This is a genomic window from Alteromonas sp. ABH4_457, assembly GCF_056160625.1.
Window position 1 is genome coordinate 343,557 of record NZ_JBSWXN010000006.1, and the last position, 22,190, is coordinate 365,746.

A 22,190-nucleotide genomic window follows, 5' to 3' on the forward strand; every position below is an offset into this window, starting at 1 on the left:
GGCGACTGATGTCGCCTTTGAATGGAATTTTTTAAATTGCGAAATCTTCCAGCGATTTGCCGCTGTCTAACGCATCTTTGTAGACTCGTGGCATTCTTCCGATACCTGTCCACTGGTGTACTTTACCTTCACCATCTTTCAATTCGTATTTTACCGGACGTTTTTTACCGGTAGATTTCTTTTCAACAGTCGTCGACTCCAGATCACTGACATCAAGACCGGCTTCTTCAAGTTGCTTTTGGATATCAGCAATTTTCTGCAGCTTTTCCTGTTTAGCCTTTTCTTCTTCGAGATCTTTTTCTTTTCTTTTCTCGATGATGTTGGCTAACTTTTCTTGTACAGATTCTAATTCAGCTGTGCTTAAATCCTTTACGGCACCTTGCAAACGTCTTCCATGCGTCAGTATTTCTAAAAAGTCGTTCATTCATCAACCTTGTGTTAGTTAAAAAACTGTGTATTTAAAAAGGATAGTCAAATTTTAATCTAAAAAAAAGCAGCTTAACACTGCTTTTTCTTAAAATTGTAATAAATAGCTAATTTACAGGATTTGGATCACATATTCGGATAATTCGGCCCGCCTGCACCTTCAGGGACAACCCATTGAATATTCTGTGACGGATCTTTAATGTCGCAGGTTTTACAGTGAATACAATTTTGCGCATTGATTTGAAATCGTAACGTGTTGTGTTCTTCTATAATTTCGTATACACCGGCCGGACAGTAACGCTGTGCGGGCTCATCGTACTTCGACAGATTAACCTTCAGTGGTATCTCAGGGTCTTTTAACTTCAGGTGGCAAGGCTGATTTTCTTCATGATTGGTGTTCGACAAAAAGACAGAAGAGAGTTTGTCGAAACTCAAAATACCATCGGGTTTTGGATACACCTTTTTAGTAGCATCTATCTTATCTTTTAATTGTAAATAATCTTTACGATCGTCTTTAATGGAGAAGGGTAATTTACCTTTGAATATTTTTTGGTCAACAGTATTGTAAACGCCGCCCCAAAACGTGCCGAACTGGTGAATAGCGGCGCCAAAATTTTTACTACTGTTCAGTTCAGAATATAACCAGGATGTTTTAAAAGCCTGATTAAAATTCGTTAATGCAGGATCAGGTGTTGCTGATTTTAATTCATTAATAATGCTGTCTGCCGCTAAAATGCCAGACTTCATCGCTGTGTGATTACCCTTGATTTTAGCGAAATTCAGTGTACCCGCATTACATCCTATGAGAATGCCTCCGGGAAAAGTCATGTCAGGTAATGAATTCAGTCCGCCTTTTGCTATTGCTCTGGCACCGTAGGAGACTCTTTTTCCATTTTCCAGATATTGCCTGAAAACCGGATGATGTTTCATTTGCTGAAATTCATCAAATGGACTTAAGTACGGGTTGTCGTAATTTAAATCGACAATAAGACCGGCAAATACCTGATTGTTTTCTGCATGGTAAAGAAAACCACCACCCGTTGAATCTGTCAGCGGCCAGCCGGCTGTGTGAACCACCAGACCGGGTTCATGCAGGGCAGGGTCAATATCCCAGATTTCTTTAAATCCGATGGCATAGTGTTGAGGAGCGCTATTTTCATCCAGATTAAATTTGGAAATTAGTCGTTTACCCAGATGTCCGCGACAACCTTCGGCGAATATTGTGTAACGGGCTTTTAAAATCATGCCCGGCATGTAGCCGTCTTTCTGGCTGCCGTCTTCTGCTACGCCCATGTCGCCGGTAATGACACCACCGGCTGAGCCGTCTTCGTTATAATAAACTTCAGAGGCTGCAAATCCGGGAAAAATCTCAACACCAAGGCTCTCCGCTTTTTCAGCCAGCCAGCGGCAAACATTGCCCATACTGACAATATAATTTCCATCGTTGTGCATGGTATCGGGAACCAGAGCCTGAGGAAGTTTACGGGCATGCTGACCGTCAGTCAGGTAATAAATGTCGTCCCTCAGCACAGGGGTATTCAGCGGTGCGCCTTCATTTTTCCAGTCCGGAAACAACTCATCCAGCGCAGTGGTTTCGAATACTGCGCCGGATAAAATATGTGCACCTACTTCAGAACCTTTTTCAACAACACAGACCATCAACTCGAGGGAAGCGGCCTGAGCCTGTTGCATTAGCCTGCATGCCGCTGACAGCCCGGCAGGGCCTGCACCGACAATCACTACATCAAATTCCATCGATTCACGTTCCATGAATGCCTCCGGTAAGTTTTGTCAATCAGGTTGACGTTTACGTCAACAGTAAGTAAATTGCATGGTAAGTTTACGTTAACGTAAAGATAAAGTCAGGTGTTAATTGTAACATTTTTGTAAACTGAGAAGTCTGGTGCTTTATTTAACAGGAGCATCGTCTCCGGTTTTTTGTTTTTAACACCGGCAATAAATGTTTAGACGTTATCTGTAATTAATCAAACTCTTATTCCCGGCCAACTGAGGTAAAGAATGAAAGTACTTGTCCCGGTAAAACGCGTTATCGATTACAACGTAAAGGTACGCGTGAAAGCTGATGAGTCAGGTGTGGATCTGACTAATGCAAAAATGGCGTTAAATCCTTTTTGTGAAATTGCAGTAGAAGAGGCGATCCGCCTGAAAGAAAAAGGTATTGCGACAGAAATCGTCGTTGTGTCTGTCGGCGATAAAGCGTGTCAGGAACAAATCCGTACGGCACTGGCACTGGGTGCTGACCGTGGTTTGCACATCGAAGCGGATAGTTCGCCGGACTCTTTGCAGGTAGCGAAGCTGTTGAGTAAAGTCGTTGAGCAGGAGCAACCCGGGCTTGTGATTCTGGGCAAACAGAGTATCGACTCCGACAATAATCAAACCGGACAAATGTTGTCAGCATTGACCGGCATGCCACAGGGTACCTTTGCTTCAGCCGTTGATGTGAAAGACGGCACGGTGGAGGTCACCAGAGAGGTAGACGGCGGTCTGCAAACTGTGTCACTAAGCTTACCAGCTGTAGTAACGACAGACTTACGACTGAATGAACCCCGCTATGCGTCGTTGCCTAACATTATGAAAGCAAAACGTAAGCCTCTTGATGTAAAGACAGCTGCGGATTTCGGCGTAGATATGACCTCAAAAGTGAAGGTGATCAAAGTCACTGCACCGGCTCAGCGAAGCGGAGGCGTGAAAGTGGCAGATGTGGCTGAACTTGTCGAAAAACTGAAAAGCGAGGCGAAAGTAATATCATGAGTATTCTTGTAATCGCAGAACATGACAATGACCAGTTGAAACCGGAGACGGCGAAAGTGGTACAGGCGGCGTCACAACTGAGTGGAGACATTCACGTACTGGTTGCCGGGGAAGGTTGCAAAGCCGTAGCAGAGCAGGCCGCAGCGTTAAGCGGTGTGTCGCTGGTCAAATGTGCTGACAGTACCCACTATGCACATCAGATGGCAGAAAGTGTGTCAGCCCTGGTGGTATCTCTGGCCGCGGACTATTCTCATATTCTTACCGCTGCCACAACCACAGGCAAAAATTTTATGCCTCGTGTGGCGGCCTTACTGGATGTCGCGCAAATCTCTGACATAACCGGCATTGAGGCTGATAACCGTTTCATCAGACCGGTCTATGCGGGTAATGCTATTGCCACTGTCGAATCTGAAGAGACAGTACATGTTATTACTGTACGAACGTCCGCCTTTGACAGTGTCTCTGATGGCAATACCGCAACGGTTGAAAAGATCGATGCAGAATTTCCGTCGGAAAAATCATCCTTTACCCGTGCACAGCTCACTGAGTCCGAACGCCCTGAGCTGACTGCGGCGAACGTGGTGATCTCCGGTGGACGTGGCATGCAAAACGGTGAAAACTTCAGTTTGCTTGAGGGCATAGCCGATAAACTGGGGGCCGCAATTGGTGCCTCCAGGGCGGCCGTGGATGCCGGATTTGTACCCAATGATATGCAGGTAGGTCAGACAGGTAAAATTGTTGCCCCTGATTTGTATATAGCAGTAGGGATTTCCGGTGCAATTCAGCATCTTGCCGGCATGAAAGATTCAAAAGTGATTGTCGCGATTAATAAAGACGAAGAAGCCCCGATTTTTCAGGTGGCGGATTATGGTCTGGTGGGTGACTTATTTGATATCCTGCCGGAACTTGAAAAGGCCCTGTAGCTATAAAGCAAAGAAGGCGCTGTACCAGCGCCTTCTATCAATTTCTATACCCTTACAACCGAGTTATCCTCCAGACTCACCGGCGAAGGCATATACCCGTCAGCTTCCCAGTCATTCTCCCACACATCGTCATTCAATAAATAACGGAACTGGTATTCGGCATCAGCATCCAGCGTTACAGTTTGTGTGAAATCACCATTCTTAAGCTTTTTCATTGGTGTGACATCCGTATCCCAGGCATTAAAGTCGCCCACCAGTTTTGCTGTGGCAGCTTCACCAGCCTCGTTGGCATTTAAACGGAATGTGACCTTACAGGCAGGTTTAGTTTTTAAATACTGTTTTTTAAGACTCATGAGATCCCTCGTGCAAAATGCGTATGATTCATCACCAAGTTAAGACTAATTTTCAATCAGTTCAAGGGATTTCGTGTTAAAAATCAGCCAGTGAGCTGTTGCTGCTTTAGTAAAAATATAAACAAACAGAAATAAAATTTAACAATCTAAAAGCAGCCAGCATCAGGCAACAGGTTTACACTAAAGATGTAAAAATAATAATACCGTTAAAACGGCGCCCGGAATGCCTGTACCCGTTAATCCATCAGGGGCAGTTTTCCACGGCAGCTGTTATTACATTGCGCCTTAAAGGAATATTCATGTCTAAAAGTGGTTGGGTCAAAACACTCGGTCCTGTCATCGTCATTGTCATTGCGCTTGTGCTGGCAATCATTCTCATTTCATCAAAAACACCGCCTGAACAAAAAGTACCTGAATCTAAAGATTTTCTGGTTGAAGCAAGGCTCGCTGAGAAACAACAAACCGCTTTTGTGGTGCATTCTCAGGGTAATGTGGTGCCTAAAAATCAAACCCGTATTAGTGTCCAGGTTAATGGTCAGGTGATGGCTATATCGGAACAGTTTGAAGTAGGGGGCACATTCAGAAAAGGTGATGTACTTGCTGTACTGGAGCAGCAGGACTATCAGACTGAAGTGAAACTGGCTGAAGCTGAACTGGCGCAGGCACAGGCAACATTACAGGAAGAAATTGCCAGAGGAAAAGTGGCAGAAAAGGAATGGCGTTCTGTGAACTCAGTCGTGCCACCTGAACTGGGATTACGAAAACCACAGCTTGCCCGTGAGCAGGCCAATGTGAAAGCGGCAGAAGCGAAACTGGAAAGAGCTAAGCGCAACCTCGCCAGAACTGAGATCAAAGCCCCTTATAATGGTATTGTGATAAACCGGAATATTGATCTCGGGCAGTACGTTTCAGCGGGCAGTGAAACAGGCACGATCTACTCAACTGATACAGCAGAAATCCGCTTGCCCGTAACTGAATCTGAACTGGCTTATATTGACCTGAAGGGTGATCTGAAAAGTAAAACGTCGGTACGGCTGAAAGCTAAAGTCGCCGGAACACTTCAATACTGGGATGCTGAGCTGGTCAGAACCGAAGGGGTAATGGATGCCGGTAGCCGCGTATTATATGCCGTAGCCAGAGTGGAAGACCCTTACAACCTGAATGGCAAAAGGGACGGAGCCGTTTTACGGTTTGGTCAGTTTGCAGAAGCTGATATCACCGGCTCGGATCTCGAAGAACTGTATGTGTTACCACGCAGTGTATTACGGCTGGATAACACCATTCTTACTGTATCAAAAGACAATACATTGCAAATTAACCCGGTTGATGTGGCGCGGGCTACCGCAAAGCAGGTGTATGTGCGCTCAGGCTTACCGGAAAATCCTAAGGTAGTCTTCAGTGTCGTGCCCAATCCCTATGAAGGAATGAAGGTACGGATTTCCGGTGAAGAGTTAATAACGGAAGATGCTACTGAAAGTGACAGCGACGAGCTGAAAATCCCGGGAGCAGACAATGAGTAAAATCGATACTCATAAGGGCATTATTGCCTGGTTTGCCCGTAACAGTGTGGCTGCCAACCTGCTGATGATAATCTTACTTGCTGGCGGTCTGTTCTCTGCATTCTCGATTCAGAAACAGGTATTTCCTGCTTTTGAAATTGACGTTATTAACGTGAGGGTGCCTTATCTGGGTGCTGCACCTCAGGAGGTGGAAGAGGGCGTTATACTGAAAATTGAAGAGGCGGTAAAAGATCTCGACGGTATTAAACAAATAACCTCAACCGCTGTAGAAGGCATGGGCACCGTCAGTATTGAAGTCGATGAAGACTACGATGTGCAGGAAGTACTTGATGAAGTAAAAGTGCAGGTTGATGCCATTCCGACATTTCCCGGTAACACCGAGAAGCCGGTGGTTTACCGCCAGAAAATTCAGCAGGATGTTATCTGGATCTCCGTCTATGGGGAGGCCACCGAACGGGAACTGAAAGAATTCGCCAAAAACATGCGCGATGAGATTGCCAATCTGCCCGGTATTTCCAGTGTTTCCGTTGTGGGTGCAAGAGACTATGAAGTCGCCATAGAACTGTCTGAAATGGCGCTGCAGAAATACAACCTGACTTTTTCAGAAGTGGTGAATGTTGTCCGCCAGTCCAGTGTAGATTTGCCTGGCGGTGCGATAAAAACGGAAAACGGCGATATTCTTTTACGTACCAAAGGTCAGGCATACCGGGGAGATGATTTTGCCCGCATTGTACTGCTGACAGACAGCAACGGCACCCGTGTTACGCTGGGTGATGTGGCGGCCATTAAAGACGGTTTCGTTGAAGATAATCAGTTTTCAGAGTTTGACGGTAAATCTGCTGTAAACTTGCGGGTCCGGGCTGTGGGTGATCAGAATGCACTGGATATTTCTGATCAGGTTAATCAGTACATTGAGAAAAACAAAGAAGACTTCCCGGGTAATATTACTGCCGATACCTGGGGAGACAGCTCATTTTACCTGGCCGATCGCCTGAACATGATGCTTTCAAACATGTTTTTCGGTGCACTACTGGTATTTATTGTTCTGTCTCTGTTCCTGAAAATTAAACTCGCTTTCTGGGTTATCTGGGGGTTACCGGTGTGTTTTCTGGGCACGTTACTGGTAATGCCCATGGAAGCGGTTGATGTGTCTATCAACATGCTAAGCCTGTTTGCCTTTATTCTGGTGCTGGGCATCGTGGTGGATGACGCCATTATTATGGGCGAGTCGGCATACTCTGAAATCGATAAAAAAGGGCACAGTACAGAAAATGTCATTATTGGTGTTAAGAAAGTGGCAATGCCGGCTACCTTTGGTGTGCTGACTACCGTTGCTGCCTTTACACCTATGCTAATGGTTTCCGGGCCCTTCGGTGTGATCTGGAAGACAATCGGCTGGGTTGTAATCATCTGTCTGCTTTTCTCCCTGCTGGAGTCAAAGCTCATTCTGCCTGCCCACCTGGCTCATATGAAATTAAAGCCCTATGACCCGGCAAAAGCCAATCGTTTCCAGCGCTTCCGGGATTTTTTCAGTGAAGGTATCAAAACCTTTATCGATAAGGTGTACGCCCCGTTTTTACGCAAAGCCATTCATTTGCGTTATCTGACTTTGTCGATATTTCTGGCCATGATGATCCTGACTATCGGGCTGTTTATGGGCGGTATAGTACGCTTCGTGTTCTTTCCGAATATTCCCAGTGACTTCATGATGGCATCTTTCGAACTTGAGCCGGGTTCTTCGCTGCAACAGCGGGATCAGACCCTGGCAACCATGCTGGATGCCATGTACCGCATGGATAAAAATGTCACAGATGAAACCGGTGCCGGAATCATTAAACACGCCATTGCTTTTGACAGCGGTACTACGGGCGGTGAAGTCTTCGTGGAAATGACCAAAGGCGAAAGCCGTGAAATGAAAGACTTTGAGATCCACCAGCGCTGGCGGGATGAAATGCCTGAAATTCCCGGCGTAAAATCCTTCAATATCGGCGCGCCGGGGGGAATGGGGAGCGGGGCTGATCTCAGTTTTGAATTCAGTTCATCAGATATTGCCGCTCTGCAATCTGTCAGTGAAGCATTAAAGACCAGATTATCGTCTTTTGACGGGGTGACAGATATCAATGATACGTTTGCCGGTGGCAGCGATGAAATTCAGCTTTCTCTGACCACGCAGGCAGAGGCGCTGGGGATCTCACTTCAGCAGCTCGGTCAACAGGTACGGTATGGCTTCTATGGTGCTGAAGTACAGCGGGTGCAGCGTGACGATGAAGAAGTCAAAGTCATGGTGCGATATCCCAAAGAGGAACGCTCATCGGTTTCTCATTTGCAGGAAATGCGGGTACGGGCGCCTAATGGCGATGATATTCCGTTTGAAGAAGTGGGTGAAATCACATTAGGCAAAGGCTATGACTCTATTATCCGTGTAGACGGCAGCCGTTCGGTGACGGTAACCGCTAAAGTCGACAAGGATATGTTGGATCCCGGTGAAATTACCAAAGAAGTGGTCATGAAAATCGTGCCTGAATTACTCAAACAGTATCCGAAGGTGCACTTTAAACTGCAGGGCAACTCTAAAGAAGAAGCCGATGCAATGATGGGACTGGTTAAAGGGCTGCTCTTTGCTTTATTTGCCATCTATGCACTACTGGCCATTCCGCTTCGCTCATACAGTCAACCGCTGATCATTATGTCTGTGATCCCGTTTGGTGTAGTCGGGGCAATATTTGGCCATCTTGTGCTGGGACTTGCTGTGAGCGTGCTGTCAATTTGCGGCATCATTGCGTTATCCGGGGTGGTGGTAAATGACAGCTTAATCATGGTGGATTTCGTTAACCGTGCCAGACAGGAAGGACACAAGTTAATTGATGCCGCTATTCTCGCCGGTACCCAACGCTTCAGAGCCATCATTCTGACCTCACTGACAACCTTTATGGGGCTGATGCCCATCGTAGCAGAAAAGAGTTTGCAAGCTCAGATTGTGATACCCATGGCTGTATCACTGGCTTTCGGTATTCTTTTCGCCACGGTGATCACCCTTCTGCTGGTGCCTTGTCTGTACCTGATGATGCACGATGTACGCAAACTGTTCAGAAGCCGGCGTGATGAGAAAGTCCGGATTTACGGAGAAGCAGAATCTACCACTGATTAATTCAGCAGCCCCGCTTGCGGGGCTTTTTTGACCAATATGCTTGATAAGTGTGCAAATATACAGTACTGTTTGTACGTACAGTATATGGGGGGACTTATGAATACAGGTCTGAAAACAGTTGATAATTTAATCCGCACGTTTGGTATACGCACCAGAAATGGCGCTGATAAATCACAATCGCTGGTCACTCTGTCATCTGCTGATGAACGTCTGGCCTCTATGCGCATTCCTTTTTGTATGATGCAGAAAATACTGTCATTACCGCAAAACCGTTCACTGCGTTTTCACCAGTGGTATTTACCCCATAAAGGGGCAAAGCTTGCCTGTTTTCTCATAGACGAAGAAGGTCGTATTATGGAGCAGGTCTATTTTCAGCGCGATACAAAACACGTGAATGCAGCAAGAAAGCTTCAACAAATGGTGGAGCAGGCACACCGCAGTCAATATGAAATGACGGTGAAAATGGCCGCTTAGTGTAAGAACAGACTGTTTTAATTATAAATTCAGGTGGAATCCGTGCAAGATGTACTGACAGTGTCTATAACTTAGTAATTGTGAACCTGCCCGGTCATGTGCTGTCCGTCGTGTATTTCTGCGCCGGATAATGCGAAATGGTCAGACAGTCACTGCTAAGATTCTTACACTGGAGGTAATTTTGAATTTACTGGTCGTCGAGCCGGATGATATTCAGGCTGAAATTTATCAGTTGTCTCTTGCTGAAGCTTTTTTTGTCGATGTAGCTGACTCTTTTGAGAATGCCCGCATCATGATGAGAGACAAATATTATCAGCTGGTAGTGTGTGAATGGGAAATTGAGGGAGAGAAGGGATCCTGCCTTACCCACGCCAGTTATAAGCCGGATTATGCGGCGTCACCGGTTATCGTTGTTGTCAGTCATCATGATGAAGAAGAAACCATGGTTGAGGCATACAATGGCGGGATTTCTTATTATTTCACCAAGCCTTATACCATCGTACCGTTCTATGAAACTTTACTGGCCATTCAGGATCAGATTGAAGCGCTGCAGCAACTCGAACACGATAAAAAGCAATCCGTGATTGTATCTGAACAGGCAGTAAACAGAGCAGCTATATACCGTTTAGGGTTGGAAACCCTGGGCAAACTGAATGATGCCAAAAGTGTTGCCGATATCGCCCGTATTACTCTCACGGCATTAAGAGAGCAGGGGATCCATGCTGTTCTGGAATTCCGGCACAGTAACAGGCCTCTTTATTTTGACGGTAAAACAGACTCCTGTGATGAAACTACGGTTAAAGTGTTTACAACCCTTCGCAAACAGGGAGAGTATTTTTTCTTCGGACATCGGCTAATGTTAAATGCTGAGCACGTCTCTATGCTGGTGAAACAAACTGATAATCTCACCATTCCCTTGCAATCAGTTCTCACAGATTTAGGCACGAAATTTATGCCTCTGCTAAATATGCGTTACGTCGCATTATTGCAGGAGCAGGCCTTGTATGATGCCGGTAACGATGTCAACAAGTTGGTGAACAAGCTTCACGATGTGCTTATTGACCGCCGGGATCAAAAACATAAATTCTCATCCAGGGTGCGTAATGTGGTCATGGAGGACAAAAGCACAGGATCTCTGAAAGACACTGACAAAGAAGCTCTGGTCCGGCTGTTACAACAGGCGACAGACAGCACGTTAAATGACGAGGAACTGATTAATGCAGATGCGTTACTTGCAGGCATTGCCGCCAGGATGCATAGCCGGCTGGTGGATTTATCTGTCAGGGAAATCTCCGGAGAGGATGACGAGCTGGATGACGAATTGAGAGGGCTGGAATATTTCTGAAACAAAAAAGGTGGCAATCAGCCACCTTTTATCGTTTGTCTTACAAAGGTTAAAGCACCGAAACCAGGGCCTTAGCCAGCGCATCAACGTTTTGCTGGTTAATACCGGCAACGTTAACGCGGCTTGAATCCACGAAGTAAACGCTGTGTTTTGCACGTACTTCACGAACCTGCTCCGGTGTAATACACAGGAACGAAAACATCCCTTTTTGGGTGTTCAGGAAGCTGAAATCTTTCTGGGCGCCATTCTCTGCCAGTTTGTTAACTAACATTGTACGCAAATCAGACATGCGGTTACGCATTTCATTCACTTCAGTTGTCCATTCGTCCTTCAGCGCTGTGTCAGACAAAATGATATCAACTAATGCGCCGCCCCAGCTTGGTGGCATAGAGTAAATACCACGGGCAACAGACTGAATCTGCCCCTGGGCAATTTTACGGGTAGCACTGTCATTCGTGACAATTGCAGCCAGACCGGTGCGCTCACGGTACAGACCAAAGTTCTTTGAACAGGAAGCCGCAATAATCACTTCAGGCAGGTTTTCAGCCAGTAAACGGATGCCGTAAGCATCTTCTTCCAGACCGTCACCGAAACCCAGATAAGCCACATCGATAAATGGCAGGAAACCTTTTTCCTGAGCCAATTTAAGTACTTCATCCCACTGTGCGTTGGTTAAATCTGCACCGGTAGGGTTGTGACAACAACCGTGCAGCAACACGATGTCGCCTTTACCGGTTTGCTTAAGCGTTTCCATCATCGCATCGAAATTAATGCCCGCAGCAGCTTTATCGAAGTACGGATACGTTTCGATTTGCAGACCGGCAGAACCGATTAACGGAATGTGGTTCGCCCACGTAGGGTCGCTTACCCACACTTTCAGGTTGTCGCCGCAACGTGCAAGTAATTCAGATAAAATACGCAGCGCACCGCAGCCACCCGGCGCCTGAACCGCAGCGACGCGATCAGCCAGCATGACTTTGCTGTTTTCACCCAGCAATAATTTCAGCATGCCATCAATATAACCCTGATGACCCTGCGGGGTGATGTAAGTTTTTGAGGTTTCTCTTTCCAGCAAAATTTGCTGAGCTTTAGCCACCGACGTCATGATCGGCGTATTACCCTGCTCATCTTTATAAACACCAACACCTAAATCAATTTTAGCCGGATTGGTATCTTCCCGAAATGATGCAGACAATCCCAGAATTGGATCAGGAGCTAGTTGTGGTAATACTTCAAACACGATTTTTCCTCACGTTGCGTGATAATTAAGCGAGGTCGGCATTATGCCACTGCTCACGTAAATTACGAGACTTAAAATGCAATTTTCTTCAGGTTAAATTGGAATAAATCATTGCCGGATGCTGCGGGTTGTAAAATACATAGTTCATCATGGGGTTTTAAAGCGGATCCGAACGAATGATTTGTCACTTCACCGGCAATTGGGACTGGGCGTAAACGCTGGTTTGCGGTAATATCCGCTTCCACAGGCAAACTCAAATCCGCTTTATTTTAGCGTTACAGACAGCCGGCACTCTCTGTGCGGCCTGATTTTGCTTCCTACATTTTTTATCAAACGTGGAGTTTCAGCGTGAATAACAAGGGATTCACTACCCGTCAGGTACATGCAGACCGCCTTTTGAATCAACCTGAGCACGGCGCTGTGCATACAGGGACGACCAATTCTGTGCTTTATGCCTTTGAGGATGCACAAGGTATTATCGATGTCTTCCAGGGTAAGAAAGCCGGTCATGTGTATTCACGCTCTTCGTCAGGCTCGATTGCCGCGTTGCAGAATATCCTTAACGAACTTGAAGGTGGCGCAGGGGCTTTGTGCTTTGCCACAGGTATGGCTGCAATCAGCAGCACGCTGTTATCACTGCTTAAGGCGGGCGACCATATTATTGTCAGTCAGTATTTATTCGGTAATACCCGTTGCTTCGTGGATACGCTGGCGGATCTGGGTATTCAGGTCAGTTTCGCCGATGTGACATCAATAGAGGATGTACAGGCACTTTATCAGCCGAATACCCGCATTGTGTTTTCTGAAACCGTGGCGAATCCGGCTACTCAAGTCGCAGATGTTCAGGCTATCAGCCAGTTCTGCCGTGAAAAATCATTATTATTTATCATCGACAACACAATGACACCGCCGCCGCTTTTCGATGCTAAAGCTGCCGGTGCTTCGATTGTTATTTCCTCGCTGACCAAATACGTGTCCGGTCACGGCAATGTGCTGGGTGGTGTGATGGTAGATCTTGGTACGTTCGACTGGTCAACTTACCCGAATATCAAACCCGGCTACCAGGTCGCTGACAAGGGGCAGTGGGGAATTACTCAGGTCAAGAAGAAGGGGCTACGTGACATGGGGGCAACATTAGCCCCGGGTTCTGCCCATGCAATTGCTACCGGTCTTGAAACCCTTTCCCTTCGTATGCAGCGTAATTGTGAGAATGCGATGAAACTGGCTACCTGGCTGGACAGTCATCCGCTGGTAGAAAAGGTGTATTATCCGGGTCTTGCTGAGCACCCTCAGCATTATACTGCCAGAGAAATGCTGTCAGGTGGCTATGGTGCCATTTTGAGTCTTGACCTGGTAGACCGCATTAGTCCGCGGGACTTTTTAAATGCCCTGGAGCTGGTGATTTGTGCAACTCATCTTGGTGACAACCGCACCCTGGCGCTTCCTGTTGCCTCAACCATTTTCTTTGAAAACGGACTGGAAGAAAGACAGAAAATGGGAATTTCTGAAGGTATGATCAGATTATCAGTAGGTATTGAAGATACTGACGACCTGGTAGCTGATTTTACCCAGGCTTTCGGACAGTTTAACTGACACCGTTTAGAATTTTTGTAAAGACAGGGTTATTTTAGAAGCAATTCTGCAACAACCCTGTTATGATAATTTTCAGCAAGTAAGCGGGCTTTCTTTTCTCGTAGGGTGTTTTGGCGAACTTCGAACCGGGTGATGCTTGAATTTCCGCTACTTGCTCCATTTTCCTCACCTTTATCTCAAATTTTTCCCACTATTTTTCTATCTGAAGTTACAGATTTTTCTCACTTTTTTAACATTCAGATAATTTATCAAAAATAATTTGAACTAAAGACTGTTAGTAATGACTAAATCTATGCAGTTAGCAATTAACGGTTTAAGCCAGGACTTGTGCTTAATCGTTACCGCTAAAGTGTGTTCCAAGTTGAGTGTGCTTGATTGCCCCGCCATGTGCGGGGCTTTTTTATGTCTGTTTATAACTGAGAGTGTGGCAGAAAAGCCAGTTACATGGCTGCTTTAATATCTGCGCGCAGATCTTCATCTGAGGGCTTAACGCGGCTTCCGTAGTGCTTGACGATGTTACCGTCTTTATCTACCAGGTATTTATTGAAGTTCCATGAAGGCTCTTCGCCGGTGGCGCGGGTGAGCATGCGGTACAGAGGGTCCTGATCATCACCGGTAACCACAGTAGGTTCAAACATCGGGAATTTTACGCCGTAGGTCAGCTCACATAATTCCGCCGTTTTACCTTCATCTTTTGCTTCCTGATTAAAGTCGTGGGCAGGAAAACCAAGAATGGTGAAGTTTTGATCTTTGTATTCTTCATACATGGCTTCCAGTCCTTCAAATTGCGGCGTGAATCCACAATAGCTTGCTGTATTCACGATCAGCAGAGCCTTTCCCTGGTATGCTTCGCACAGGTTCACTGTTTCCTGGGAATTCAGTTTACGTTTAACAAATTTCAGGACAGAAGGGCAGTTTTCAGCAGCGAAAGTAGCACTGCTGAACAGAGTAAGTGTCGCAAGCAAAAGCGTTTTTTTCATAATGGCCTCAAGATGTGGAAGAGTTTGTCTCAACCTTAACAGTAATCTGCGCAGAGAAACAGTTGCGCGGTTGACGACACCGGTCAGTCACCGTTAGGCTGGGATAATCCGACAAGTTAACCCGATGAAAACGGCTGTCGGAATTACCTTGTTGCGTATAATTAACATGCTTATAAATAACACACTTAAGACAGAACCATAATGAAAAAAATGTTAAGCCTCGTTATTGCTGCTGCGTTAGGCACGTCACTTTCCGCTTGTGTCTCTACAGCTGCTGATCCCGCTACTTCCTCAACGCCGGTACCGGTCAATGCACCACCTGCAGTGGTAACACCGGAAACAGTCACTCAACCGGTGTCATCAGAAACGATTACACTGAAACAAATTATGGCCGATCCACAGTGGATGGGTCGTTCTCCGGTACGCCCCGGCTGGAGCCTTGACGGCAGCATGCTGGTGTATGAGCAGGAACGGGAGAACAGTCATCTCCGGGATGTATTTGCCGCTCCGGTCAACATGCCTGCCAATGCAGAGCGTATCCCGCTATCCGAACAGTACCTGTACCGCTACAACGAAAAAGCACAAAGTGTTGATGGCCAGACAATGGCATTTCTCGCCGGAGAGAGTGTTTTTATAAAACACAAAGGTCAGCCGGCTGAACAACTCATCCGTGGCGGAGCACCGGTACACGGATTGTCTTTTATGACCGACGGCAGGCTGATGGTGACCACAGGTAACCGTATCGTTGCTATCGACGTGAATAATGGCAGACGTGAGCAACTGTTCAGTTGGGCATTCGGGGACAAACCTGAAGCAGTAAGCGAACCGGAAGACTATATTGCCGGTGAACAGATAAAATTAATCAAATATATCGACAAAAAACGCAGACAGAGCCAGCAAAGTGCTGACCGTAATGAAAAACTGAAAACGGTAAGTCCGGCCTACGTTCAGGATAAGGTCTGGTTCGATAAGGGTGACAGACTGGTCACCGCTTCGGTATCTCCGAATGGTAAATTTGCACTTGTCGTGACTACTGCTGATGTGAAGTTCAGAGACGACTCTGACATCATGCCGCATTTCATTCAGGAAGATGCGCGGATCTTGCCAATGCGGGTGAGAAGCCGTGTTGCTGATGCAGAGCCGGTGAATCACGATGCCTGGCTGGTTAATCTGCAAACCGGTGAGAAATCAAAATTATCCTACATGAGCTTGCCCGGCTACAACGACGATGTACTTGCAGACGTGAAATCTGAAAATGCTGCTGCCCGCGGCGACAAGTATGTGGTTAACCGCCTGCCCAGAGACATTACCCTGTTCAGCAGCTGGGACCGGAACAATCCGTCTGTTCGCTGGCACAAAAGTGGCGGGGCTCTTGCCCTGATGCTGGAAGCGTGGGACAACAAAGATCGCTGGATTGTAACTGTTGACTTTGAAAAAGGCCGGTTTGAAACTCAGGAGCGATTACACGATGATGCATGGGTGAATTACAGCCATAACCAATTTGGCTGGCTGAATAACAGTGAAACACTTTTCTATCAGTCAGAAAAAGACGGTTACTCCCATCTTTATCTGCAGGTACCCGGTGAGAGTCCTCAACAACTTACACGTGGTCAGTTTGTCACGGAAGAGCCGGCACTCACCAGCGATGATAAGTTCATTTACTATCAGGCCAATAAAAAGCACCCCGGCATTTATGAAGTTTACCGGGTGAATACCGCTACCGGTGCCAGTGAAGCCATGACCGATTTGAACGGCATAACGGACTTTGTACTCAGTCCTGACAACAACACACTGCTGTTAACTCACAGCAAAGTAAACCGTCCGCCTGAGCTTTACATTAAGAAAGCCGATGACAGTGGCGCAGCACAGAAGATCACAGATACTGTCAGCGATGCATTCCTGTCAATGCCCTGGGCCGTACCTCAGGTGGTAGCGATGCCATCATCTCATACCAGTCAGCCTGTTTATGCCCGTGTGTATTTACCTGAAGGCTACAACGAGGGTGAAAAGCGTAAAGCGGTGGTCTTTAACCACGGCGCCGGATATTTGCAGAATGCGCACCTTGGCTGGTCAGGGTATTTCCGTGAATACATGTTCAACAGTATGCTGGTGCAGCAGGGTTATGTGGTGATGGACATGGATTACCGCGCATCAAAAGGCTACGGCCGCGACTGGCGTACTGCCATTTACCGTCAGATGGGCACACCTGAAGTTGAAGATTTACGGGACGGAGTGAACTGGCTGACAGAAAATGCGAATATTGATCCGGCGCGAATCGGCACCTACGGTGGCTCATACGGTGGTTTCCTGACTTTTATGTCTATGTTTACCGCACCGGATCTGTTCGCAGCCGGCGCAGCATTACGTCCGGTAACTGACTGGGCGCATTACAATGCACCTTACACATCTAATATTCTGAATACGCCGGATGTGGATCCCATCGCATTTGAGCGCAGTTCTCCTATTTACTTCGCAGAAGGGCTGGAAAAACCACTACTTATCATTGCTCCTATGGTCGACGATAACGTGTTCTTCCAGGACTCAGTGAGACTGGTTCAGCGCCTCATCGAACTTGAGAAAACTGATTTCGAAACGGCGATATATCCGGTTGAACCTCACGGATTTGTTCAGCCCAGTTCCTGGCTGGATGAGTACCGCAGGATCTACAAATTGTTTGATACAAACCTTTAATAAAGCAGGCAGTGACTGACCATCACTGCCTTTTTTTATCCGCCGGAGACGGCATACAACAAGAACGAAAACACCAACAACAGGCAGGAAATATGATGAAAGCGCTTATGGCAATCGCCGCAACGATCTATCTGGCCGGTACCGCCACAGTGCAGGCTGCACAGGACAATACACTTACTGCAGAGGAGTCTGCCGCCGGATGGCAGTTACTCTTTGACGGGCAATCTTTTACAGGCTGGCGTAACTATCGTGAAAAACAGGTAGGTGACGGCTGGACTATCGAAGAGGGGGCCATGAAGCTGGCTGAAGCTGGTGGTGGCGATCTGATCTCTGACAAGACTTGGGAGAACTTTGATTTTCTCATTGACTGGAAGATCTCAGAAGCAGGAAACAGCGGTATTTTTATTCTCGCCGATGAGACCGGAAAATATATTTATTCCCATGCACCTGAGATTCAGATCCTCGATAACGAAAAAGCGCACGACAACAAAACAGATACTCACCTTGCCGGTTCACTATATGACATGGTGGCCGTGCATTCCTCTGCTTCAAAACCCGCCGGAGAGTGGAATACAACCCGCATAAAACTGAACGATAATTTGTTACAGGTGTGGCAGAACGGTGTGATGACGACCAACGTGGTTATCGGTACATCAACCTGGAAGAATCTGGTGGCGGCGAGCAAATTTGCTGACTGGGAAGGCTTTGCGGCTAACTCTTCCGGTCATCTTGGATTGCAGGATCACGGCAACACGGTCTGGTTCAAAAATATAAAAATAAAGGAACTGTGAAATGGATAACACTGATTTTCAGGTACTGGTAGTTGGCTCCGGTGCCGGCGGTGCCATGGCTGCTTACGAGTTAACCCGGCAGGGCATCAAAGTGTTGCTGCTTGAAGCTGGCCGTGATTATGACCCCCGTACAGAAACCCCCATGTTTAAAAGACCCGGTGATGCGCCTTTGATGGGCTCGGGGAATGTGGATAAAGATTTTGGCTACTACGACGCTACCGTAGACGGTGGCTGGACCGTACCTGACGAGCCTTACACGACTGCGGATGATACCGAGTTTCTCTGGTGGCGGGCGCGGATGCTGGGTGGCCGGACTAATCACTGGGGCCGTTATTCCCTGCGTTTTTCTCATCATGATTTTAAAGGTAAGACCCGTGACGGTCATGGCGCTGACTGGCCATTTGAATATGATGACATTGCGCCCTGGTATGATAAAACAGAAACCCTTGTCGGCGTGTGCGGGGAGAATACAGGTCATGAAGATATGCCTGACTCTTCTGAAGGTGTATTACAGCCACCTCCGGCCCCCAGAGTCACTGAATTACTGGTGGCTGCTGCCGCCGGTAAAGAAGGCATACGAACCGCGCCTATGCACCGTGCAGTGCTGACACGCTCACAGGATATCCGCCAGAAGTGTTTTTATGCCACGCCCTGTGGTCATGGCTGCTCTATCGGTGCGGCTTTTCAGACCACCACATCATTGATCCCTATGGCCAGAGCTACCGGAAACCTGACTGTGATTACGAATGCAATGGTTAAAGCTGTCCGTACAGATGTGAACGGTAAAGCCACGGGGGTGACCTACGTGGATAAGAAAACAGGTAAGGATACCGACCTTGATGCTCCCGTGGTTATTCTGGCCGCCAGTGCCTGTGAGTCGGCGCGGATCCTGCTGAATTCAGCATCAGAACAACATCCTGCCGGACTGGCTAATTCCAGCGGACAGGTAGGTCGCAATCTGATGGATTCCACCGGGGCGAACATCGGTGCCTACGTGCCGGCACTGCGGGACCGGCCACGGTATAACGAAGATGGCCATACATCGAACCATTTGTTCATTCCCTGGTGGGGCCACGAGGCGCAGGAAAAAGGGGAGCTGGACTTTCCGAGAGGTTATCACTTTGAAATCGGCAGTGGTTTCCGTGAGCCCGGCAGTTGGGTAGCCGGTGATTTTCAGGGATACGGTGAAGCTGTAAAAGCTGAGGCCCGTTCTGCCTATGGCAGTTACATTGGCTTCGCGCTGCGTGGGGAAATGGTGCCGAATGAACATTGTTATATGGAAATTGATAAAGACGTGAAAGACAAATGGGGTATACCTGTTGCGAAGTTTCACTGGAAGTGGTCGGAAAATGAACTCAATCAGGTCAGGCACGGCCTTGAAACCGCGAAGAAAATTTTTGCCAATATGGGCGCTGACCCGGGGGAATTACCTTCTCCTGAAGAGGCTATCCTCAAAGGCGGCGAAATTATTCATGAGGTGGGCACAACCAGGATGGGAGAGGATCCCGGCACCTCTGTGACCAATGAATGGGGACAAACCTGGGACTGTAAAAATCTGTTTATCATGGATGGCGGCGTGTTCGCCTCTAATCCTCATAAAAACTGTACTCTGACTATACTGACCCTGGCCATGCGTAATTCAAGCTGGCTGGCAGGACAAATTCAACAAGGGAGCCTGTAGCCATGAGAGATGTAAAATCTTCCGTTTATGTGCCACGGTTAACACGCCGCGAATCGTTAAAATGGCTGAGTGCTCTGGCAGCCACTGCGGCATTTCCTGCATTAACAGCGTGTTCAGGCGAGCCGGATAAAAGCGCAAAGGCCACAGCAGGAGCGGGTGAGGGGCACTGGCCTGAACTCACACTGAAGCCGGTGAATGCCGCCGGTTACGGGAAAGATCCTGATCTTATCATGCCGCCTGAATCACCCTGGCCGCGGCTCCTGTCACAAAAAGAGCTGCAACTGGTTGCTGACATCAGCGATCTTATTGTTCCTCAGGAAGGGGAATACCCTTCTGCGACCGGGGTTAATGTACCGGATGTCATTGACGAGTGGATAAGTGCACCCTATGAGCGGCAGCAAAACGACCGCAAATTCATCATGCCACTTCTGGTATGGCTGGATGACGAAGCTGCATTGCGTCATGACATGACGTTCACGGACCTGACAGAAGCCCGGCAGAAAGCCATCCTGGATGATATAGCGACGGTGGACGACAATACTGGTGATGCATATCTGCGTCCGGCTGACGCTTTTTCCCGTCTTCGTGGTTTGGTTCTGGCTGCCTATTTCAGTTCGCCGGAAGGCACCAGAGATATTGGCTATCAGGGGAACGTTGCCATTGCCGGAGACTATCCAGGGCCCACGGATGAGGCTATGACGCACATTAACCGTGTTATCAGTGAGTTAGGTTTGTCGGAGTACGCGCTTAAAGGCTGATAATTGAATAAAGCCGTCTGTCAGTGCTGCACTGCCGGTCGGCGTTTGTTCACCGGAATAATCATCAGCAGAAACATTAAAAGACCCGCTACCGCGCCGTAAAGGTGGGCATCTGTTGCAACCGCAGCGCCAATCAGTGCCTCCACATCAGCAGAACCGCCATTGATTTGTTCATAAACAATTTTAGCGACAACACCGCAGGCCAGTAACCAGCCCGAATTTAAACCTGCACGGATATCCATGCAGGCGCCCCACAAAAACACGCCATGTAATGCGCCGGACAAACCTGCATACCATATGAGTTGCGGTGAAAAGTAATAAATACCTGCACTGGTCAATAAACTGCACCAGAGAAATAATTTAATAAACCGCATGAAACGATAATGGTCGCTATGCAGAAAGGTGAGCAAAGTCAGCCCGGCCAGATTCAGTAAAGCGTGCCAGCCGTTGGTGTGGACAATATTGGCTGTAAGTAAACGCCAGGTTTCAAAGCCCTCTATGGCGTAACGGTCATATGCCAGCCATTCCCCTGAAACGGGTTCGAAGACGCAGGCCAGTAACACACAGAGTGTCAGTAGCAGGGGCCCGCCATAAGGTCCGGCAAATTTGGTGAAATCAGATGACATGAAATTTTGTAGTTTTTGCTGTTAAATCGCTATGATACAGAAAACTGATAAGAATTTGCCTGTAATTTTGTGAGGATTTTGTCATGAGCACTGTGACTACACAGATAGAAAACCACGTTCTGACCATCAGCCTGAACCGCGCGGATAAGAAAAATGCGTTAACCCGTGAAATGTATCAGTTAATGGCGGATGCAATTAATACCGCGAGCCTTGATCCGGAAGTGAAGGTTATTCTGCTCAGGGGGGAAGGCAGTGCGTTTACGGCCGGAAATGATATTGCAGACTTTGCACACAGGGAGGAGGGCGACAACGTTGCTGAGATTGTTGCCTTCATGAATGCTCTGACTCAGTGTACTAGTCCTGTTGTAGCGCAGGTTCATGGCGTTGCCGTTGGCATCGGGACGACCTTATTGTTACATTGTGATCTGGTGTACTGTGCACCGGACAGCGTTTTTTGTATGCCTTTTATTAACCTGGGCCTGGTGCCCGAATATGCGTCAAGCTATCTGTTACCCAGACTGGCCGGCCGCAGAAAGGCCAGCGAATGGCTGATGTTGGGCGAAACCTTTGGCGCAGAGGAAGCACAGCAGTTTGGTGTCGTTACCGCTATCATTCTGGCAGAAAATCTAAGCGAACATGTTGAGGCTGTGTGCCGTAAACTGGCACAGAAGCCTGCATTCGCGCTGAACCAGACAAAAGCATTGATGAATAATGAGCAGGATGCCATACAACAACAAATCAGTGCTGAACTGGATATCTTTCTTGAAGCGCTGTCTACGCCGGCAGCTAGAGAAGCATTCGATGCATTCATTAACAAGCGCCCGTTAAACCGGGATAAATTTAAGTAATTCAGAGGAAGCGATACATTG

The 22,190-nt window shown here is 47.5% G+C and carries 19 protein-coding genes; 12 read left to right on the plus strand and 7 right to left on the minus strand.

What is annotated here, in order from left to right; genetic code table 11:
• Positions 1-31: 31 nt before the first annotated feature.
• Both ACXAGR_RS16870 and ACXAGR_RS16875 read right to left on the minus strand, forming a co-directional pair.
• Complete coding sequence (locus ACXAGR_RS16870; protein WP_303574763.1) at positions 32-424, minus strand: H-NS histone family protein; 393 nt, start codon at positions 422-424, stop codon at positions 32-34.
• 128 nt (positions 425-552) lie between these two features.
• A complete protein-coding gene (locus ACXAGR_RS16875) occupies positions 553-2,196 on the minus strand; it encodes an electron transfer flavoprotein-ubiquinone oxidoreductase (protein WP_474851439.1) in 1,644 nt (547 codons plus the stop codon).
• A 249-nt stretch (positions 2,197-2,445) separates the two neighbouring features.
• Between ACXAGR_RS16875 and ACXAGR_RS16880 the strand changes: the two genes are divergently transcribed.
• Both ACXAGR_RS16880 and ACXAGR_RS16885 read left to right on the plus strand, forming a co-directional pair.
• Positions 2,446-3,198 (plus strand): electron transfer flavoprotein subunit beta/FixA family protein, encoded by a 753-nt coding sequence (locus ACXAGR_RS16880; protein ID WP_474851441.1) that lies wholly within the window; start codon positions 2,446-2,448, stop codon positions 3,196-3,198.
• Positions 3,195-4,121: an electron transfer flavoprotein subunit alpha/FixB family protein gene (locus ACXAGR_RS16885; protein ID WP_474851443.1), complete on the plus strand. Its 927-nt coding sequence runs from the start codon at positions 3,195-3,197 to the stop codon at positions 4,119-4,121. Before ACXAGR_RS16880 ends, ACXAGR_RS16885 begins: the two co-directional genes overlap by 4 nt.
• Positions 4,122-4,165: 44 nt before the next feature.
• Here the strand turns inward: ACXAGR_RS16885 and ACXAGR_RS16890 are convergent, their stop codons facing one another.
• The gene (locus ACXAGR_RS16890; protein ID WP_119501481.1) at positions 4,166-4,474 is read right to left on the minus strand and encodes an isoamylase early set domain-containing protein; all 309 of its coding nucleotides are present in this window, start codon (positions 4,472-4,474) and stop codon (positions 4,166-4,168) included.
• Between the two features lie 299 nt (positions 4,475-4,773).
• Between ACXAGR_RS16890 and ACXAGR_RS16895 the strand changes: the two genes are divergently transcribed.
• From ACXAGR_RS16895 to ACXAGR_RS16910, 4 genes are all read left to right on the plus strand, one after another.
• Positions 4,774-5,994 carry an efflux RND transporter periplasmic adaptor subunit gene (locus ACXAGR_RS16895; protein ID WP_474851445.1) on the plus strand — a complete coding sequence of 407 codons (1,221 nt, stop codon included), beginning with the start codon at positions 4,774-4,776 and terminating at the stop codon, positions 5,992-5,994.
• Entirely contained in the window at positions 5,987-9,142 is a 3,156-nt protein-coding gene (locus tag ACXAGR_RS16900; RefSeq protein WP_474851447.1) for an efflux RND transporter permease subunit, read from the plus strand. The genes ACXAGR_RS16895 and ACXAGR_RS16900 overlap by 8 nt, the downstream gene beginning before the upstream one ends.
• Before the next feature lie 96 nt (positions 9,143-9,238).
• Entirely contained in the window at positions 9,239-9,616 is a 378-nt protein-coding gene (locus ACXAGR_RS16905; protein WP_474851449.1) for a hypothetical protein, read from the plus strand.
• Positions 9,617-9,797: 181 nt separating this feature from the next.
• Positions 9,798-10,961 (plus strand): response regulator, encoded by a 1,164-nt coding sequence (locus tag ACXAGR_RS16910; RefSeq protein ID WP_474844282.1) that lies wholly within the window; start codon positions 9,798-9,800, stop codon positions 10,959-10,961.
• A gap of 49 nt (positions 10,962-11,010) precedes the next feature.
• Here ACXAGR_RS16910 and ACXAGR_RS16915 read toward each other — a convergent pair whose 3' ends face one another.
• Both ACXAGR_RS16915 and ACXAGR_RS16920 read right to left on the minus strand, forming a co-directional pair.
• Entirely contained in the window at positions 11,011-12,201 is a 1,191-nt protein-coding gene (locus ACXAGR_RS16915) for an amino acid aminotransferase (RefSeq protein WP_119501476.1), read from the minus strand.
• A 71-nt stretch (positions 12,202-12,272) separates the two neighbouring features.
• The gene (locus ACXAGR_RS16920; protein WP_474851451.1) at positions 12,273-12,446 is read right to left on the minus strand and encodes a hypothetical protein; all 174 of its coding nucleotides are present in this window, start codon (positions 12,444-12,446) and stop codon (positions 12,273-12,275) included.
• 103 nt (positions 12,447-12,549) lie between these two features.
• Here ACXAGR_RS16920 and ACXAGR_RS16925 point away from each other — a divergent pair, with 103 nt between their 5' ends.
• The gene (locus ACXAGR_RS16925) at positions 12,550-13,794 is read left to right on the plus strand and encodes a cystathionine gamma-synthase family protein (protein ID WP_474851453.1); all 1,245 of its coding nucleotides are present in this window, start codon (positions 12,550-12,552) and stop codon (positions 13,792-13,794) included.
• Positions 13,795-14,234: 440 nt separating this feature from the next.
• Here the strand turns inward: ACXAGR_RS16925 and ACXAGR_RS16930 are convergent, their stop codons facing one another.
• On the minus strand, positions 14,235-14,774 hold the full coding sequence (locus tag ACXAGR_RS16930; protein WP_119501474.1) for a glutathione peroxidase: 540 nt from the start codon (positions 14,772-14,774) through the stop codon (positions 14,235-14,237).
• A gap of 201 nt (positions 14,775-14,975) precedes the next feature.
• Here ACXAGR_RS16930 and ACXAGR_RS16935 point away from each other — a divergent pair, with 201 nt between their 5' ends.
• From ACXAGR_RS16935 to ACXAGR_RS16950, 4 genes are all read left to right on the plus strand, one after another.
• Positions 14,976-17,465, plus strand: coding sequence for a prolyl oligopeptidase family serine peptidase (locus ACXAGR_RS16935; protein WP_474851455.1), 2,490 nt, complete (start codon positions 14,976-14,978; stop codon positions 17,463-17,465).
• A gap of 92 nt (positions 17,466-17,557) precedes the next feature.
• Positions 17,558-18,256 (plus strand): 3-keto-disaccharide hydrolase, encoded by a 699-nt coding sequence (locus ACXAGR_RS16940; protein ID WP_474851457.1) that lies wholly within the window; start codon positions 17,558-17,560, stop codon positions 18,254-18,256.
• Between the two features lies 1 nt (position 18,257).
• Complete coding sequence (locus ACXAGR_RS16945; protein WP_474851459.1) at positions 18,258-19,937, plus strand: GMC family oxidoreductase; 1,680 nt, start codon at positions 18,258-18,260, stop codon at positions 19,935-19,937.
• A 2-nt stretch (positions 19,938-19,939) separates the two neighbouring features.
• A complete protein-coding gene (locus ACXAGR_RS16950) occupies positions 19,940-20,695 on the plus strand; it encodes a gluconate 2-dehydrogenase subunit 3 family protein (protein ID WP_474844277.1) in 756 nt (251 codons plus the stop codon).
• A 20-nt stretch (positions 20,696-20,715) separates the two neighbouring features.
• Here the strand turns inward: ACXAGR_RS16950 and rrtA are convergent, their stop codons facing one another.
• On the minus strand, positions 20,716-21,321 hold the full coding sequence (gene rrtA, locus ACXAGR_RS16955; RefSeq protein ID WP_474851461.1) for a rhombosortase: 606 nt from the start codon (positions 21,319-21,321) through the stop codon (positions 20,716-20,718).
• Between the two features lie 83 nt (positions 21,322-21,404).
• Here rrtA and ACXAGR_RS16960 point away from each other — a divergent pair, with 83 nt between their 5' ends.
• On the plus strand, positions 21,405-22,169 hold the full coding sequence (locus ACXAGR_RS16960) for an enoyl-CoA hydratase (RefSeq protein ID WP_474851463.1): 765 nt from the start codon (positions 21,405-21,407) through the stop codon (positions 22,167-22,169).
• The last annotated feature ends 21 nt before the right edge of the window (positions 22,170-22,190 follow it).